Source organism: Rhodoluna sp., assembly GCF_024641065.1.
Classification (GTDB): domain Bacteria; phylum Actinomycetota; class Actinomycetes; order Actinomycetales; family Microbacteriaceae; genus Rhodoluna.
The window spans coordinates 40,817-54,949 of the sequence record NZ_JAHEDV010000002.1 but is presented as its reverse complement, the minus strand read 5'-3'; the positions used below and the strand labels follow the sequence as shown (position 1 = coordinate 54,949).

Genomic DNA, 14,133 nt, shown 5'->3' with positions numbered 1-14,133 from the left:
TCAATGGCTGCACCTAGAAAACCACGCCCTGCTTCGAACGCTAAGAAGCCTAATTTTGCCGTTCGCCGCGTTGTGGCCTTGGTTTTGGTGGTCGCGATTGTTGCCGTGGTTTGGTCGCTGCTCAGCGGTCTAATCGGTTTGGTGACTGGCATGGTTGCGGGTGCCCCTGCGGCGTCGCCTAGCCCTAGCTCAACTGTTTCTGCATCGTCAGTTGCTAGTTCGACCCCATCAGCGTCTTCGGCGGCCGGCCCTATTTGTGAGAGAAAGTCAGTGTCAATCGAGGCGCTGGTGGCTGACCAGAACGGTTCATCCAAGGATGTTTTCACCCAGGGCGAGAACCCATTCTTTGGCTATCGAATTACCAATAACTCAACAGAAACCTGCTTTTATGAGGTTGGCACCGCGCAGACTTTCTTTGTGGTTTCAACCGATGGCCAAGTTATCTGGGATAGCCACGATTGCGACCGCACGGACGTGACGAGTGTGCTGATGCAGTTCAAGCCAGGTGAATCGAGAACCAGTGCTTTCAGTGACTGGGCTCGTGTTTTCTCATCGGCGGCAGGTTGTGGCGCTGATCAGACTCCGGCAACAAACGGAACGGTCTATGGTTTATCGGCCATTGTGAATGGTGCAACCTCGAGCTCAAAGGCCATGTTCTCGCTCGAATAAGTGGCTAAATCACGCCTTGCTGTCTCGCTAATTTGACTGCTTGATAGCGGCTCTTTGCGCCGAGAATCTTGAATATTCGGCTCGATTCTTGTTTGATTGAGGACTCGCTGAGGTTGAGCAAAACGCCAATTTCGCGGTTGGTCATGCCCTTGCCGATTGCCACCAGAACCTTGAGTTGGCGTTCAGAAAGCTGATCGAGCGTCAAGAAATCGGGGTTGTTTTGTTGCCAGCGAGGTTCACTGTCTTCTAGGTATCGGCGACCAGAATAAATGTCGGCAGCAATTTCTGCCGCAAGTTGAAGTAATTCGAATTCAGGCTGCCCGATCGATATTTGATGCAGAGGTTCTCCGAAAACGAGACCTATCGCCCCAACATGTTTTGAAGTTGAAGAGAACGGCAGGGCTAAGAAGCTTTCGCCGACTGTGTCGTTAAACACGCTAGAGTTCGCCGAATACTGGCTGTTGTTTCGGTTGCTGGTTTGAGGTTTTCCCGAAACTATTGCCGTCGTCAAAAGCGAGTGATCCCATACATTCAACACTTGCCCACGGGTGTTTCTTGAGAACACTCCGTAACAGCCGGTCCAAGCCAGTTGGCTATTTTCATTAACTGTGCAAATGAGTGCACCGATAACTCCAAGCTGGTGAAGTGCTCGATGAACCAGGTGCTTGCAGAAGCTGTCACCGTTTTTAGACACGGCAAAAGCCTGCAGCAGTGACCTGCCGAGGTTAGCGTCGAGAGACTCGCTTTTGATGCCCAAAATAAACCAACTTACTTTACGCCCCCTCGATTTGGAATGCTAATAAAGTTCGAGACTAGCCCCTTGGTCTGACTTTGATTTTCAGGCAGGCTTGTCCGATTTTGACCGGTCAATGTACGACTTTGCCCATTGTTTGCCTGCTTAGGCCTATTGCCCCAAAGGCTCTTCATGTTGCGATTGAAAGGCAAAAGAATTCGACCGTAATCCTTAACCAACGGTCGGGGGATAGGAAAAAAATCATGAAGAAATCATCAAAGGCAATGTTGGTGGCCCTTGCCACAGCATCGCTGGCAATTGGTGGTTTGGTTCCAGCTCAGGCTGCTACCGGATCATTGCAGATCTGTAAGAACACAACCTCAGGTTGGTTGTCATTGAAGACCAACTGTTTTGCAACTGACGTTCGCATCACCAACATCTCATCTCTAATTGGCCCTGCGGGTGCAACTGGCGCCGCAGGCCTTCCTGGCGCTATCGGGCCTATCGGCCTCACTGGCCCAGCAGGGGCACCAGGAATCGCGGGAGCCACCGGCGCAACCGGTGCAACTGGTGCTGCAGGTGTTGCCGGCCCAATTGGATTGACTGGCGCTGACGGCGTTAGCGCATTTGAAACCGCAGTTGAATATGGCTTTGTTGGAACCGCGCAAGAGTGGCTTGCGAGCCTAGTTGGCCCTCAGGGAATCACTGGCCTTGCAGGCGTTGACGGCCTCGATGGTGTTGACGGCATCGATGGTGTTGACGGCATCGATGGCGCACAGGGCATCCAAGGCCTTCCTGGTGAAGTTGGCCCTCAGGGTCCAATTGGTTTGACTGGCTTGCAGGGCATCCAGGGACTTCAGGGTGAACAAGGTATCCAGGGTATCCCAGGCGTATCAAACGTAGCTGGTCCAACCGGCCCAACCGGTGTTCAAGGCCAGAGCGCATACGACGTTGCCATTGAGTACGGATTTGTCGGCACTCACGATGAGTGGCTCGCAAGTCTTGTTGGTCCTCAGGGTGAAGCTGGCGTTTCAAACGTTGCTGGCCCTACCGGCCCTACTGGTGAGCAGGGTATCCAGGGTGAGCAGGGTATCCAGGGTGTGCAAGGTATTCAAGGTGAAACCGGCGCAACCGGCCCACAGGGTGAGCAGGGTATCCAGGGTATTCAAGGTGCAACTGGTGCAACTGGTTCACAGGGCCCAGCAGGTAATGATGGTGCCGGTCTTGACGACGCTACCGCAGGTGATCCTTGTGTAGTAACTATCGGACAAAACGACCCACAAAACGGTACCTTCCGTTGGGTTGAAATTCTGGCCGGTAGCCATCTGTACACCATGGCTTGTGACACCACTCCTGTTCAGTAATTGAGTAGTCACTAAAAAGCTGAATCGCTAGCCGGTCTTGTTCCCCCTGACCGGCTAGCGATTCGTTTATATCTGAAAGAAAAGAATGACTGTGATTCAAAAACGCGACAACAAATCAACCGGCACACTCTTGCTTGTTTTCTACATGCTGACTCTGGCTTCATACCCGGAGTTCTTTTTCTACAACCCATTTGAAAACCCACTGCCAGCAGTTGGCGCATTGCAAATGGTTTCACTAATTGGCTGGATCTGCACTGGCATCGTTGCTCCAACCATGCTGATCGCAGGTGCAAACATCGCCGACGCCAAGCGTGGTTTTTTGGTCTTCGCATTGGCATGGCCTGCATCGCTAATCGTGCTGCACGCAACCCTGCTAGCGCTATCAGGAAACCCGTTCCTTACCTACCTGGTGCAAGAACCGTTCTTCTTGTTCACCGACATCATTGCTCCGGCGATTCTGTTCAGCGTTTGGCGAGCAGCCAGAAGAGCTACCAGTTCAAACCAAGGCTAAGCGCAGCCTTTAAATCGCCCACACCTGAGTCGACAGAGCGAATAAAGCCAAGACGAGTTGCTTCATTGGCACGAATTTTGGCATTCGACACTTTGCGAATCTCGCCGGCAAGTGAGATCTCGCCAAAGGCAACCAGGTTGTGGGCGATTGGCTTGTCTTGCACTGCAGATGAGATTGCCAAAGCAATCGCTAAATCTGACGCTGGTTCAGTTAGCCGCACGCCGCCAACGGTGGAAACATAGACATCCATGTCGCTGACTCTAAGGCCAGCTCGGCGCTCAAGAACGGCCAAAAGCATGGCTACACGAGCTGAATCAACACCGTTGGTCACGCGCCTAGGCTGAGGCGTCGAGCTCTTTACCACAAGCGCCTGAACCTCAGCAATCAGGGGTCTTTTGCCTTCAACGGTGACTGTCACGCAGGTTCCCGAGACTGGTGCGTCGCCGCGAGATAGAAACATTGCGCTCGGGTCTTCAACTTCGTTGATGCCGTCGCCAGTCATTTCAAAACAGCCGACCTCATCGGTTGGGCCAAAGCGATTCTTCATAGAGCGAACAAACCTGAGTGAAGTCTGGCGATCTCCCTCAAAATGGCAAACCACATCCACCAGGTGTTCAAGTGCGCGGGGGCCGGCGATGTTTCCGTCTTTCGTAACGTGACCCACCAGAATTACTGGCAATGCCCGTTCTTTGGCAACTCGAATCAGGTTCGCCGCAACTTCGCGAATCTGAGATGGCATTCCGGCGGCACCATCTATTTCGGCCGCTGCAATGGTTTGCACAGAGTCAACGACCAACAACTCTGGGTTGATTGCGTCGATTTGACCGAGAACGGTAGATAGGTCAGTCTCTGAGGCTATAAAAAGGTTGTCGCTCATCGCGCCAGTGCGCTCAGCTCGCAGACGAATTTGGCCCACCGATTCTTCACCCGAAACATAGAGCACACGCTTGCTTGACTTGGCAGTATTGGCGGCAACTTCGAGCAACAAAGTGCTCTTGCCAACACCCGGCTCACCCGAAAGCAAAATAACGGCACCAGGCACAAGGCCGCCACCCAATACACGGTCAAACTCGCCAACCTGAGTCGACCAAGCGGTTACTCGCTCGGTAGAAACATCTGTGATGGGTTTAGCTGCCGATGATCCAACGATCGAAACTGCCCGAACATTGCGCACGGTTCCTAGCCCTCGGCCGCCACCGGCTTTGCCTTCTTGCATTGTGTCCCACGCTTGGCATTCACCGCAGCGACCAACCCATTTAGCGGTGGTCCAGCCACACTCGGTGCAGGTGAAAGTGTTCTTTGCGACAGCCATGCAATAAAACTACCAAGGCTCTATGACAGTGGCCTCGCCTAAACTGAAGTGGTGAATATCAAGCGCATCGCAATTCTTGGCACCGGCTCAATGGGCGGGGCAATTCTGGCTGGCCTGCTGAAGTCGGGCTTCGACCCAAACCAAATTTCGGTTACTACCAAGAGCGCCGAAAGCGCCGATCGCTTGACCGACGAACTTGGTGTCTTGAGCTTCGCGATGGAGAACGGCGAAGATGCAAACCAAATGGCGGTTGCAGGTGCAAACGTGGTCTTGGTTGGAGTAAAGCCAGCCCAGGTGGTTGAGGTTCTTGCCGACGTTGCCGATACTTTGAACGACAACGCATTGGTTATTAGTGTTGCAGCTGGCGTTACCACCGCATCGATGGAGGCAGTCTTGCCTGAAGACGTAGGCGTGGTTCGAGCAATGCCTAACACCCCTGCCCTAATTGGTCGCGGAATGACCGGAATCGCCGCCGGAGAGCGCGCTACCGAATGGGCTATCGACACCACCAAAGAATTATTTGAGACTGTTGGCAAAGTGTTGGTGGTTGAAGAAAGTCGCATTGACGCCTTGACAACGATCTCTGGCTCTGGCCCGGCATATGTTTTCTACCTCATTGAAAAACTCACTGAAGCCGCCAAGCATCAAGGGTTTAGCGACTCTGAGGCAGCGCTACTTGTGAATGAAACCTTCTTGGGTGCAGCCGAGCTGGTGGCAAGTTCACCAAAATCGCCAGCTGAATTGCGAAAGCAAGTCACTAGCCCGAACGGCACAACTGAACGAGCAATTGCTCGAATCGAGCAGACAGACTTAACTCAGATGTTTGTTGAAGCCACCGACGCAGCTTTAGCTCGCGCTCGCGACCTTGCTGCGGGTAAATAGTCCACCAAAACAGGTGAGCATGGTCTGGTTCCAGTCTTGCTCGCTTACCGGATTAGTGTCGAGCTCGGCAATGATCTTGCCGTGAAGCATTCCCAAAACCATCACAGCAGCGGCGCGGGGAACAACATGTTCACGCAGCATTTTACGCTCTTTCAAAAGAGTCATCACTCGAGTCACGCCGTCGGTTAGCTCGCTCTGAGCCTCGGCTAGGGCTTGGCGAAGAGCCGGGCGACCAATGGTGTTTCCGACAATTGCTGCCCGTTCGCTAGCCGGCAGGCGCTCGTAGTGAGAAGTCAAAAAGGTGAGCATCTCGTCATAGTGCTCGGCAAGCTCTTTGGTCGAGTGCATGTTTTCAATCCATGCGGTTACGCGACAAATGTCTTCGCGCACGGTCTCGGTGAAGTTATGAACATAAGTTGCACGAATCAGGCCATCGCGATCGCCAAAGTGGTGATAAATCGAACCGATTGACACTCGGGCGGCTTTAGAGATTTCTTGAATGCGCACTGACGCCTCGCCGCCAGCCTTCAGAGCTTTGTCAGCCTCAGAGATTACAAGCGCAATTGTGTCTACTGCGCGAACCTGCTTCGGCTGCGGCACTGCTTTGTTGTTCGACGGCATTTGCCCCTCGTTCCCTATTTTCTAGAAAGTATGGCCTAAATCTTCTAGAAAGAACAGGGCAACAGGCAAACTTTATTCCCGAATTATGCCTTTTTTGTACGATTGCTGGCCTTAGCCGCCGCAACCTTCTTGGCTGGCTTTGAAGGCTTGGCCGTGAAAACAGCAAGGCCGATGAGCCCGGTAAGCATGCCTGCTGCCTGGGCAACCACAAACCATGCCACTGTCTGAAGGTCTTGTTCGCCAGCGAACATCAGGGCGATCGAAACTGCAGGGTTACCTTGCGCGCCTGTTGGCGTGAAGCCGATGCCAGCAATTACCCAAACCGGAATAACAATGCCTAAAAGCTGCGCTCGCTTCTGAAAAATCAAGTAACCGACCAAGAAGATTAGGCCGCCGGTGAAAACCCACTCGCTGATTAGCAGTGGAAACTCCGGAACGGTTCCGACCTCAGGCAATGAAAGGGCGGCGCCCCACATTGCGCGACCGATGACTGCACCGCAAACTGCGCCAATGACCTGAGCACCAATGAATCCGGCGAACAATGCGCCGGTGAGGGTCTTTTTAGAGAAGAAATAAAGCGAGATCAGAGGGTTCAAGTGAGCGCCACTGATGTTTACGGTTACCAGAATTGCCAGAGCCACGGTGATGCCGATTGCAAATTGCGGCACTGCCTTGGTGCTTGCAACTGCAGCGGTGAACGAGATGGCAATCAACGTGGTGCCGAGAAGTTCAGCAATTAGTTTTTGCACGGTTGCGTTAATTTTCAAGGGGCAGATTCCTTTAGCTGAATTGGCGCGAATTATGCCAAGTATAAATTGCACCGAGTTAGCGCTCGGGCAACCAAAGGTGAATTCACTGGGCTAGAATAGAGAAATCGTTTTGCTTGTTGCCGATCTGGCAGATAAGCATCCAAAAACTGTGAGGTCCCTATGGGTTCAGTAATTAAGAAGCGCCGCAAGCGTATGTCTAAGAAGAAGCACCGCAAGTTGCTTCGCAAGACTCGCCACCAGCGTCGCAATAAGAAGTAAGTCGCTAAACCGGCTTACTCAACAAAAATCCCGTCAAGTCATCTTGACGGGTTTCTTGTTTAACCAGGATTATTTGTTGGCTCGCAGTTCGCGCTTTTTGAAATCTAGAATCGGCCACTCGGCCGCGGTGGCATAGCGCTTGAGAGCTGCATCGGGGTTCACCGCGATCGCGTGACCAACTGCGGTTAGCAGTGGCAAATCATTCACGCTGTCGCTGTATGCATAAGAACGCTTCAGGCTAATGTTGCGCTCTTTGGCCAAAGCCTTGATGGCCTTGCGCTTGTGCTTGCCGTGAAGGGTTTCGCCAACCAACTTGCCGGTCAAAATTCCGTCTTTGCGCTCAACCAGGGTGCCAAGGCCGCCAGTTAGGCCCAAGCGGTGAGCAATAACGTCGGCAATTTCTTTGGGTGTAGCGGTAACCAACCAAACCTCGCGGCCAGCAGCAATGTGTTCACGTGCAAGGCGCACGGTCTCTGGCCAAAGCTTCGGGGCGATGTAGTTTTCATAAACTTCGTCGGTCAAGGCCGCTAGCTCATTTGCCTTGTGGCCCTCGATCAAACCAAGCGCACGATCGCGAATTTCATCCACGGTGTTTAGGGTCTCACCGCGGGCAATAAAGCGGGCCTGCTGCCAAGCGAATCGCCAAAAATCGGTGCGGTTAAAGAAGCCCTTTTTGAAGGCAGCTTTGCCAAAAAGAAAACTGCTCGAACCTCGCAAAATGGTGTTGTCAACGTCAAAGAACGCGGCTTCGATCTTTGGCAAATCATTTGGGGTTTTGGGCACGGTTTAAGTGTAGTTGCCAGCGGGTTCAAGGCCCTGCCATAGGCTAAAAGGGTGAACATTGAACTGACTCTTTTGGGCAAGCCTGGCTGTCATCTGTGCGATGACGCCCGTGCCGCAATTCAAGAGGTGCTCAACGATTTTCGGGCTGCGAACCCGGCGGCGGTCATCAATTTGATTGAAAAAAACATCTTGGATGACGAGTCCCTGCAGCTCAAGTACTTCGAAGAAATTCCGGTGCTGCTAATTGATGGCAAAGTTCACAACTACTGGCGCATCGATAAAGCTCGCTTGGCTAAGGCCCTGGATGCTTCGATCTCGCGCCCAAGATTTCTAAAAAACAACCGTTGTGTGAGCTAGGGGATTAAATGCGTTGGTTTCTGAAGAAGTTTTGGTTTCCGATTTTGATGATTCTGCTCTCAATCTTGGGCCGCAGGTATCCGTGGGCTGCGAAAGCCAAAGAAGTGATTTCTAAATTCATCTAATTTCAGCAGTTCAACTCGCCGATTAATCGGCGGATTTGCTTAATACTTACTGGGTATGTATTAATTGCAACATGAGCGTAAAACACAGCTTGCTTGCGATTTTGAACCTTGGCGATTGCCACGGCTATCAATTGCGCCACGAACTTGAAAGTCGCACGGGCGACACCTGGCCTATCAACGTTGGGCAGATCTATTCGACCCTCGAGCGTCTCGAGCGCGATGGCTTGGTTTCAGCAAGCGATGTCAACGCCGACGGGCAGATTCGCTATTCGATCACTGCTAACGGCCGCATCGAGGCCGCTCGCTGGCTAACTAGCCCGGTAGAACGAACCCAGCAAAATCGCGATGAACTTGCCATGAAACTTGCGCTGGCTGTGACCTTGCCAGGGGTTGACGTTGAAAGAATCTTGAGCGTTCAACGTTTAGCTGCGCTTCAGAATCTTCAGTTGCTAACAACTGCAAAGAAAAACTCAGATGAAAGCCAAGCCAGCGACCTGGCCTGGATCTTGGTTATTGATTCGCAAGTCTTTAGCGCAGAGGCCGAGCTTCGCTGGCTAGATCACGTCGAGGGGCTGCTAAGCAAGAGCGCAGCTCGAGGCCTTGAGACTCAAATCAGTATTCAACGAAATCTGGCCCGTCGCGGTCGTCCGGCCAAAATCAAATAGTAGGGGGCAACAAAATGTCAGAAATTCTCATCAACCTGAGTGGAATCAGAAAAACCTATGGGTCAGGCGACACTGCCGTTGAAGCCCTCAAAGGCGTAGACCTTCAGGTGAGCGAGGGCGAGCTTGTTGCCATCATGGGCGCATCTGGCTCTGGCAAGTCAACCTTGCTTTCAATCGCCGGGGGTCTCGAGAAACCAACCCAAGGTTCAGCAATGGTTGCCGGTTTTGAACTATTCGCGAGCAGCCCAACCGTGATTGCCCGCCTACGTCGCCAAACCCTCGGATACGTCTTTCAAGACTTCAACTTGATTCCGGCGCTCAGTGTGATTGAGAACGTGGCACTCCCGCTAGAACTAGACGGTGAAAAGCGCTCAAAGGCTAGAACTGCGGCGCTAGAAGCACTGAAGACCATGGGCATTGAAGAATTGGCAAAGCGCTTTCCAGATGAAATCTCAGGTGGTCAGCGCCAGCGCGTTGCGATTGCCCGTAGCATCGTTGGCCCGCGCAAAGTGATTCTGGCTGACGAGCCAACCGGTGCTCTCGATAGCCGAACTGGCGAGGCGGTTATCCGTGCGCTTCGTTCACGAATTGATGCAGGTGCCGGCGGCATTCTGGTAACCCACGATGCAAAGAATGCAGCCTGGGCCGACCGCATCTTGATCATTCGCGACGGCCTAATCGTTGACGAAACCAAGACTCAGCGTGACCTAAACGGGTTGATCGAAAATGCTTAGTAAATCGAGAGCAAATGCAAATAGCCGCCTGCTGGCCTTAACTTTGGCAAGGCGCTCGATGAAGCGAAATCTGCTTCAGTCGGCGCTAATTATTTTGGTAATTGCAATGCCAGTTGCCGCCGGAGCCTTCGGGCTGGTTTACAACGAAAGCACCAAACCAAATGCCGCTGAGTCGGTTGAAATGTCACTGGGCAAAACCCAGGCTCGACTGCACGCCGATGCGCTGCCTGACCTAAATAACTATCAGGTGCCAACCGAGGGTGAGGCTTTTCAATTCACCAGAGATGGCTCATGGGTTGAACCAGACCAAGGTGCGGCGATGGTTGACCCTCGAACCCTTTTGACTGGTTACAAATGGATTCCCGAGCGAATTGACACGGCAACTGTAAAGACTGCCAGTGGTCAAGGAAACATCACTTTGGTTGAGGGTGAAGCCTGGAACCCAGAGCTTGAAGGAAGATTCTTCGATCTAGTCGGCAATGCTCCAAAGAACGACCACGAGATCATGGTGAACAAGCAAGCACTCGAACGCTTGGGTGTAGCTATCGGAGACAACGTAACTCTGGTTCAGTCAGGTGATTCGTTTAAGGTTGTCGGTACCCTCGAATTTGTAAAAGCGGCTCGCAATGCTTCAGTGGTTTACGCAATGCCCGGCTCAATCTCGAGTGTTCCAGTGGCACTTGAAAGCTACAGTTTCTATGCGATCGGTGACAAAGCTGTTGAATGGTCGCAAATCGATGCCATGAACAAGCAGGGTGTCGGAGTTCTGTCTCGCGCTGTGATTTTGAACCCACCAGCCGATTCAGAGGTCCCTCTTTACCAGGCGGGTTGGTACAACCAGGGTGGCTTCTTGACTATTCTGAGCCAACTTTTGGCGCTGATTTTCTTGGTGCCACTGGTGCTTTTGCCGGTTGCAGTTCTGGCTGGTTCAGCGTTCTCGTTTGGTGCACGTCGCCAAGCTAAAACGCTCGCGGTTATTTCATCGCTCGGCGCTAATGCCAAACTCCTCAGATTCATCACGGTTGCCAACGGCCTTTGGCTTGGCTTGCTCGGAGGAATTCTCGGAGTTGCAATTGGCACGGCCGCCGCCGCGATTGGGCTGCCTCTATTGACCAATGGGTCACGCGTTGCCTACCCAGGTTTTCATCTGCCATTTTTGCTTCTGCTGATCGCAGGTTTGAGCGGTGCAATAATTGGCGCCATCGTTAGTTTGGTTCCGGCGTATGCAGCGGCCAAGGTTGATGTGCTCAGCACGCTTCGCGGAATTCGCGCCTCGGCCAAAGTGCAAAAGAAATCAGGAATCGGCGGTTTGGTTACTCTCGCTGCCGGAGCCGCAATCTCGCTTGGTGCACTCTTTGGTGTGCAGTATCTAACTGAAGCCATCAGAACCAATGCCATCGACCCGATGACCGGCTTCTCAGTTATGCCAATGTTGCTGTTGGCCATTGCCTGCGGTTCAGCGGTCATGATTATTGGTCTGTTGATTGGTTCAGGCTGGCTGCTGATTCTTGCGCGCACAGTTTTCAAAGGCCTAGGCACAGCTGCAAACTATGCAACCAACGACCTGATCTATAACCGCAAGCGCTACACCTCGGTTATTGCATCGGTGTTGGCAACCTCATTTGTTGGCGCCACCGTGCTCACCATGTTCTTTTCTTTTGGTGAATATGGGCGCGAGAACTACAAACCAAATGGCGAGGTAAACCAGCTGACCTACGACGCCGCATCAATCGGCTGGAGCATGTCAGAGGCAAATGATCTTGAGTTGCTCAAGGCAAGGTATGAAAACCGCGAGACAGTTCTCGACGACACAATCATCACAGCCAACAACATTGCACCGGCAAAGTCGGCCAACGTAATTCAAATGCACCGCCAGTATTCAAGTTTCACTATGAGCCTGCCAATTGGTGCAGAGGGGCAGCAGCCTTATGTTGCGCCAAACCCAAAAATGCTTTGCCCATGGATGGAAGGCAGTGCCTACTTCGATGAGTTCCAGGTGATGCAAAATGAGCAGGATTACGTAGCTCAAGGAGAGCTAACTAGCCGACCTGAACTTCAAGGCTGTGATCAGCTGGCTAACCCAACCGGCCAATTCGTCGTGGCAACTCCGCAGGAGTTCAGAGCGCTAATGGGCGGTCGCGTTGATAACCAGGCTGAAGCAGCGCTTGCTGCCGGTGGCGCGGTGGTATTTCATCCGGGGCTTCTTGAAAACGGCAAGATGAAAATTCAATGGTTTGATTCGGGCGTTGACACCGCACTGTTTGGCCAGGCGCCTTATGGGCCAGATGGAATGCCTTTGCTTGGCAAAGACGGGTTGCCTTTTGAGCTCGGTGAACCAAGCAAGGTTGCCGAGGTGGATGCAGTGGTCAGCAAGTCGAACAACTACATGATGAGCAAAGTGCTTAGCCCGCAGGCTGCTGAAAAACTGGGCATTGACTATTCGCCTTGGTTAGCCGTGGTGAACTTCGCCGACAAACTTGGTTTCGCGCAGACCGACGCGCTCGCTGCGAACATCACCGAGGGCTACATGTATGAGGCTGGTTATTCAGTCGATACCGAATTCATCGCGTGGATCATCACCGCAGCGGTTGCGTTCTTTATCTTGGCGTCAACCTCGATTGCCTTGGGCTTAGCTCAGATCGAGAGCCGAGCTGACCAATCGACACTTGGTTCAATCGGTGCACCTAAGAGGTTCAGGGCAAATGTCTTGGGCGGTCAGGCGCTGGTGCTAACCGGTTTCGGTACCTTGCTTGGTTCGGGCATCGGAATCTTCTTGGCCTGGGCTATAACCTCAGCGGCAGGTGGCACAACCGGAATAGAGATGTTCCACTTGCCTATTGCTCAAACGGTAACGGTTGTTGCTGGAATTCCGCTCGTGGCCGGCCTATTGTTCTGGCTCGGCACACCGGCCCGATCAACCTTTAAGGCTCGTCTGTCGATCGACTAATCAGCGGCAGCCCAAATTGAAAATCCCCCGGCCAAATGGCTGGGGGATTTTCAATAAACCACAGGCTGTTATGGCTCCAAGCGGTTTGGGCCACGGAACAAGAATCCAACTTCACGGATGTTTGGCTGGTGCAAAAGCAACATCAAAACTCGAATTAGACCCATGCCGAAACCACCGTGTGAAGGTGCTCCGTACTTGAAGAAGTCAAGGTAAGTCTGTAGACCCTCTGGCTCTAGACCCTTGGCTTTTACCTGCTCAATCAGAACATCCAAGCGGTGTTCACGCTGGGCGCCGGTAGTGATTTCGGTGCCTCGCCAAATTAGGTCGTAGCTCTTGGTTAGGGCCTGGTTGTCTTCGTGACGCATGTGATAGAACGGGCGCACGGTTGCTGGGTAGTCGGTGACGAAGACGAATTCGTGACCGTGGGTCTCTTGGGCCCAAGCAGCGATTTGACGCTCACCCTCAGGGTCTAGGTCGCCACCGCGTTCAACGGTGTGGCCACGGCCCTTGATGATTTCAATTGCCTCAAGAAGTGGCACACGAGGGAACGGAATAGATGGAACCTGAACCTCAACACCAAAGTGCTTCAAGATTTCTTCGCCGTGCTTTTCTTTCACTGCGCTAATTGCACGGTGTAGCAACTGCTCTTGAATTGCCATCACGTCTTCGTGTGAATCGATCCATGAAACCTCGATGTCAACCGAAACAAATTCGGTTGCGTGACGAGAGGTGAACGATGGGTCGGCACGGAACACAGGGCCAATTTCGAAGATCTTGCCAAGGCCAGACATCATGGCCATCTGCTTGTAGAACTGCGGAGACTGGGCCAGGTAAGCGTGGGTCTCAAAGTATTCAAGTTTGAAAAGTTCTGCGTTTGATTCAGAAGCTGAAGCCATCAACTTAGGTGAGTGAATCTCAACAAAGTCGTTCTCGGCCCAGTACTGGCGCCATGCGTTTTCGATGGTGGTCTGAATGCGGAACACCAAGTTCATCTCAGGGCGGCGCAGGTCAAGGAATCTCCAGTCCATGCGCTTGTCGATTGAGGTGTCATCGGCAATTGGGGTCTCTGGGTCGGCCAGAGTGACAATCTCAAGGTCGTCAAGCTGAATCTCAAGGCCGCCAAGCTTTACGCGCTCGTCGTGCACCAAACGACCGGTGATCCAAACGAATGAACCATTGGTCAAACCCGAAACCTTGGCAGCGAGTGCGTCGTTTTCATCCGGGGCATCGTTGATAACTGGGCGAGGGTAGGTAACCTGCACATCGCCTGATTCATCACGGATGATTACGAACTGAATGCGCTTCTGATCGCGAAGCTTCTCAACCCATCCACCAACGGTAATAACGCCGTCTGGCAGGGCTGCAAGGTCTTTTACTAGGGCACGGGCTCTCATAAGAGTCA

The 14,133-nt window shown here is 52.7% G+C and carries 15 protein-coding genes; 9 read left to right on the top strand and 6 right to left on the bottom strand.

Translation table 11 applies throughout. The annotated features are described in order from the left end of the window. Window positions 1–3 precede the first annotated feature (3 nt). Window positions 4–669: a hypothetical protein gene (locus Q0L26_RS02380; protein ID WP_296646860.1), complete on the top strand. Its 666-nt coding sequence runs from the start codon at window positions 4–6 to the stop codon at window positions 667–669. 4 nt (window positions 670–673) lie between these two features. On the opposite strand, the gene Q0L26_RS02375 is transcribed toward Q0L26_RS02380, so the two are convergent. Beyond that, window positions 674–1,363, bottom strand: coding sequence for a LuxR C-terminal-related transcriptional regulator (locus tag Q0L26_RS02375; RefSeq protein ID WP_296646858.1), 690 nt, complete (start codon window positions 1,361–1,363; stop codon window positions 674–676). Window positions 1,364–1,665: 302 nt separating this feature from the next. Between Q0L26_RS02375 and Q0L26_RS02370 the strand changes: the two genes are divergently transcribed. Both Q0L26_RS02370 and Q0L26_RS02365 read left to right on the top strand, forming a co-directional pair. Then, window positions 1,666–2,766, top strand: coding sequence for a hypothetical protein (locus tag Q0L26_RS02370; RefSeq protein WP_296646855.1), 1,101 nt, complete (start codon window positions 1,666–1,668; stop codon window positions 2,764–2,766). Window positions 2,767–2,851: 85 nt separating this feature from the next. Further along, entirely contained in the window at window positions 2,852–3,277 is a 426-nt protein-coding gene (locus Q0L26_RS02365; protein WP_296646853.1) for a hypothetical protein, read from the top strand. Here the strand turns inward: Q0L26_RS02365 and radA are convergent. Further along, window positions 3,255–4,589, bottom strand: a complete 1,335-nt coding sequence (gene radA, locus Q0L26_RS02360; RefSeq protein WP_296646850.1) for a DNA repair protein RadA — start codon at window positions 4,587–4,589, stop codon at window positions 3,255–3,257. The two genes, Q0L26_RS02365 and radA, sit on opposite strands and share 23 nt — an antisense overlap. Window positions 4,590–4,640: 51 nt before the next feature. On the opposite strand from radA, the gene proC reads away from it, so the two are divergent. Continuing rightward, window positions 4,641–5,471 (top strand): pyrroline-5-carboxylate reductase, encoded by an 831-nt coding sequence (gene proC, locus Q0L26_RS02355; RefSeq protein WP_296646848.1) that lies wholly within the window; start codon window positions 4,641–4,643, stop codon window positions 5,469–5,471. On the opposite strand, the gene Q0L26_RS02350 is transcribed toward proC, so the two are convergent. Together Q0L26_RS02350 and Q0L26_RS02345 are read right to left on the bottom strand one after the other, a co-directional pair. Further along, window positions 5,436–6,092 (bottom strand): TetR/AcrR family transcriptional regulator, encoded by a 657-nt coding sequence (locus tag Q0L26_RS02350; RefSeq protein ID WP_296646845.1) that lies wholly within the window; start codon window positions 6,090–6,092, stop codon window positions 5,436–5,438. The genes proC and Q0L26_RS02350 overlap by 36 nt on opposite strands. Before the next feature lie 83 nt (window positions 6,093–6,175). Continuing rightward, on the bottom strand, window positions 6,176–6,859 hold the full coding sequence (locus Q0L26_RS02345; RefSeq protein ID WP_296646843.1) for an aquaporin: 684 nt from the start codon (window positions 6,857–6,859) through the stop codon (window positions 6,176–6,178). Window positions 6,860–7,021: 162 nt separating this feature from the next. Between Q0L26_RS02345 and Q0L26_RS02340 the strand changes: the two genes are divergently transcribed. Beyond that, on the top strand, window positions 7,022–7,120 hold the full coding sequence (locus tag Q0L26_RS02340; protein ID WP_005504750.1) for an AURKAIP1/COX24 domain-containing protein: 99 nt from the start codon (window positions 7,022–7,024) through the stop codon (window positions 7,118–7,120). 69 nt (window positions 7,121–7,189) lie between these two features. On the opposite strand, the gene Q0L26_RS02335 is transcribed toward Q0L26_RS02340, so the two are convergent. After that, a complete protein-coding gene (locus tag Q0L26_RS02335; RefSeq protein WP_296646840.1) occupies window positions 7,190–7,903 on the bottom strand; it encodes an HAD-IB family hydrolase in 714 nt (237 codons plus the stop codon). Window positions 7,904–7,954: 51 nt separating this feature from the next. On the opposite strand from Q0L26_RS02335, the gene Q0L26_RS02330 reads away from it, so the two are divergent. From Q0L26_RS02330 to Q0L26_RS02315, 4 genes are all read left to right on the top strand, one after another. Beyond that, window positions 7,955–8,260 (top strand): glutaredoxin family protein, encoded by a 306-nt coding sequence (locus Q0L26_RS02330; RefSeq protein ID WP_296646838.1) that lies wholly within the window; start codon window positions 7,955–7,957, stop codon window positions 8,258–8,260. 196 nt (window positions 8,261–8,456) lie between these two features. Further along, window positions 8,457–9,050 carry a helix-turn-helix transcriptional regulator gene (locus tag Q0L26_RS02325; RefSeq protein WP_296646835.1) on the top strand — a complete coding sequence of 198 codons (594 nt, stop codon included), beginning with the start codon at window positions 8,457–8,459 and terminating at the stop codon, window positions 9,048–9,050. A 14-nt stretch (window positions 9,051–9,064) separates the two neighbouring features. Further along, on the top strand, window positions 9,065–9,784 hold the full coding sequence (locus tag Q0L26_RS02320) for an ABC transporter ATP-binding protein (protein ID WP_296646833.1): 720 nt from the start codon (window positions 9,065–9,067) through the stop codon (window positions 9,782–9,784). Window positions 9,785–9,842: 58 nt separating this feature from the next. Continuing rightward, the gene (locus Q0L26_RS02315) at window positions 9,843–12,731 is read left to right on the top strand and encodes an ABC transporter permease (protein WP_296646830.1); all 2,889 of its coding nucleotides are present in this window, start codon (window positions 9,843–9,845) and stop codon (window positions 12,729–12,731) included. A 68-nt stretch (window positions 12,732–12,799) separates the two neighbouring features. On the opposite strand, the gene aspS is transcribed toward Q0L26_RS02315, so the two are convergent. Further along, on the bottom strand, window positions 12,800–14,125 hold the full coding sequence (gene aspS / locus Q0L26_RS02310) for an aspartate--tRNA(Asn) ligase (protein ID WP_296646828.1): 1,326 nt from the start codon (window positions 14,123–14,125) through the stop codon (window positions 12,800–12,802). Between the last annotated feature and the right edge of the window lie 8 nt (window positions 14,126–14,133).

What these genes read in the sequence shown, in the direction of transcription:
- Q0L26_RS02380 (WP_296646860.1), top strand. Translation starts at nt 4, where the DNA reads ATGGCTGCACCTAGAAAACCACGCCCTGCTTCGAACGCTAAGAAGCCT.
- Q0L26_RS02370 (WP_296646855.1), top strand. Translation starts at nt 1,666, where the DNA reads ATGAAGAAATCATCAAAGGCAATGTTGGTGGCCCTTGCCACAGCATCG.
- Q0L26_RS02365 (WP_296646853.1), top strand. Translation starts at nt 2,852, where the DNA reads ATGACTGTGATTCAAAAACGCGACAACAAATCAACCGGCACACTCTTG.
- radA (WP_296646850.1), bottom strand. Translation starts at nt 4,589, where the DNA reads ATGGCTGTCGCAAAGAACACTTTCACCTGCACCGAGTGTGGCTGGACC.
- Q0L26_RS02350 (WP_296646845.1), bottom strand. Translation starts at nt 6,092, where the DNA reads ATGCCGTCGAACAACAAAGCAGTGCCGCAGCCGAAGCAGGTTCGCGCA.
- Q0L26_RS02340 (WP_005504750.1), top strand. Translation starts at nt 7,022, where the DNA reads ATGGGTTCAGTAATTAAGAAGCGCCGCAAGCGTATGTCTAAGAAGAAG.
- Q0L26_RS02325 (WP_296646835.1), top strand. Translation starts at nt 8,457, where the DNA reads ATGAGCGTAAAACACAGCTTGCTTGCGATTTTGAACCTTGGCGATTGC.
- Q0L26_RS02320 (WP_296646833.1), top strand. Translation starts at nt 9,065, where the DNA reads ATGTCAGAAATTCTCATCAACCTGAGTGGAATCAGAAAAACCTATGGG.
- Q0L26_RS02315 (WP_296646830.1), top strand. Translation starts at nt 9,843, where the DNA reads ATGAAGCGAAATCTGCTTCAGTCGGCGCTAATTATTTTGGTAATTGCA.
- aspS (WP_296646828.1), bottom strand. Translation starts at nt 14,125, where the DNA reads ATGAGAGCCCGTGCCCTAGTAAAAGACCTTGCAGCCCTGCCAGACGGC.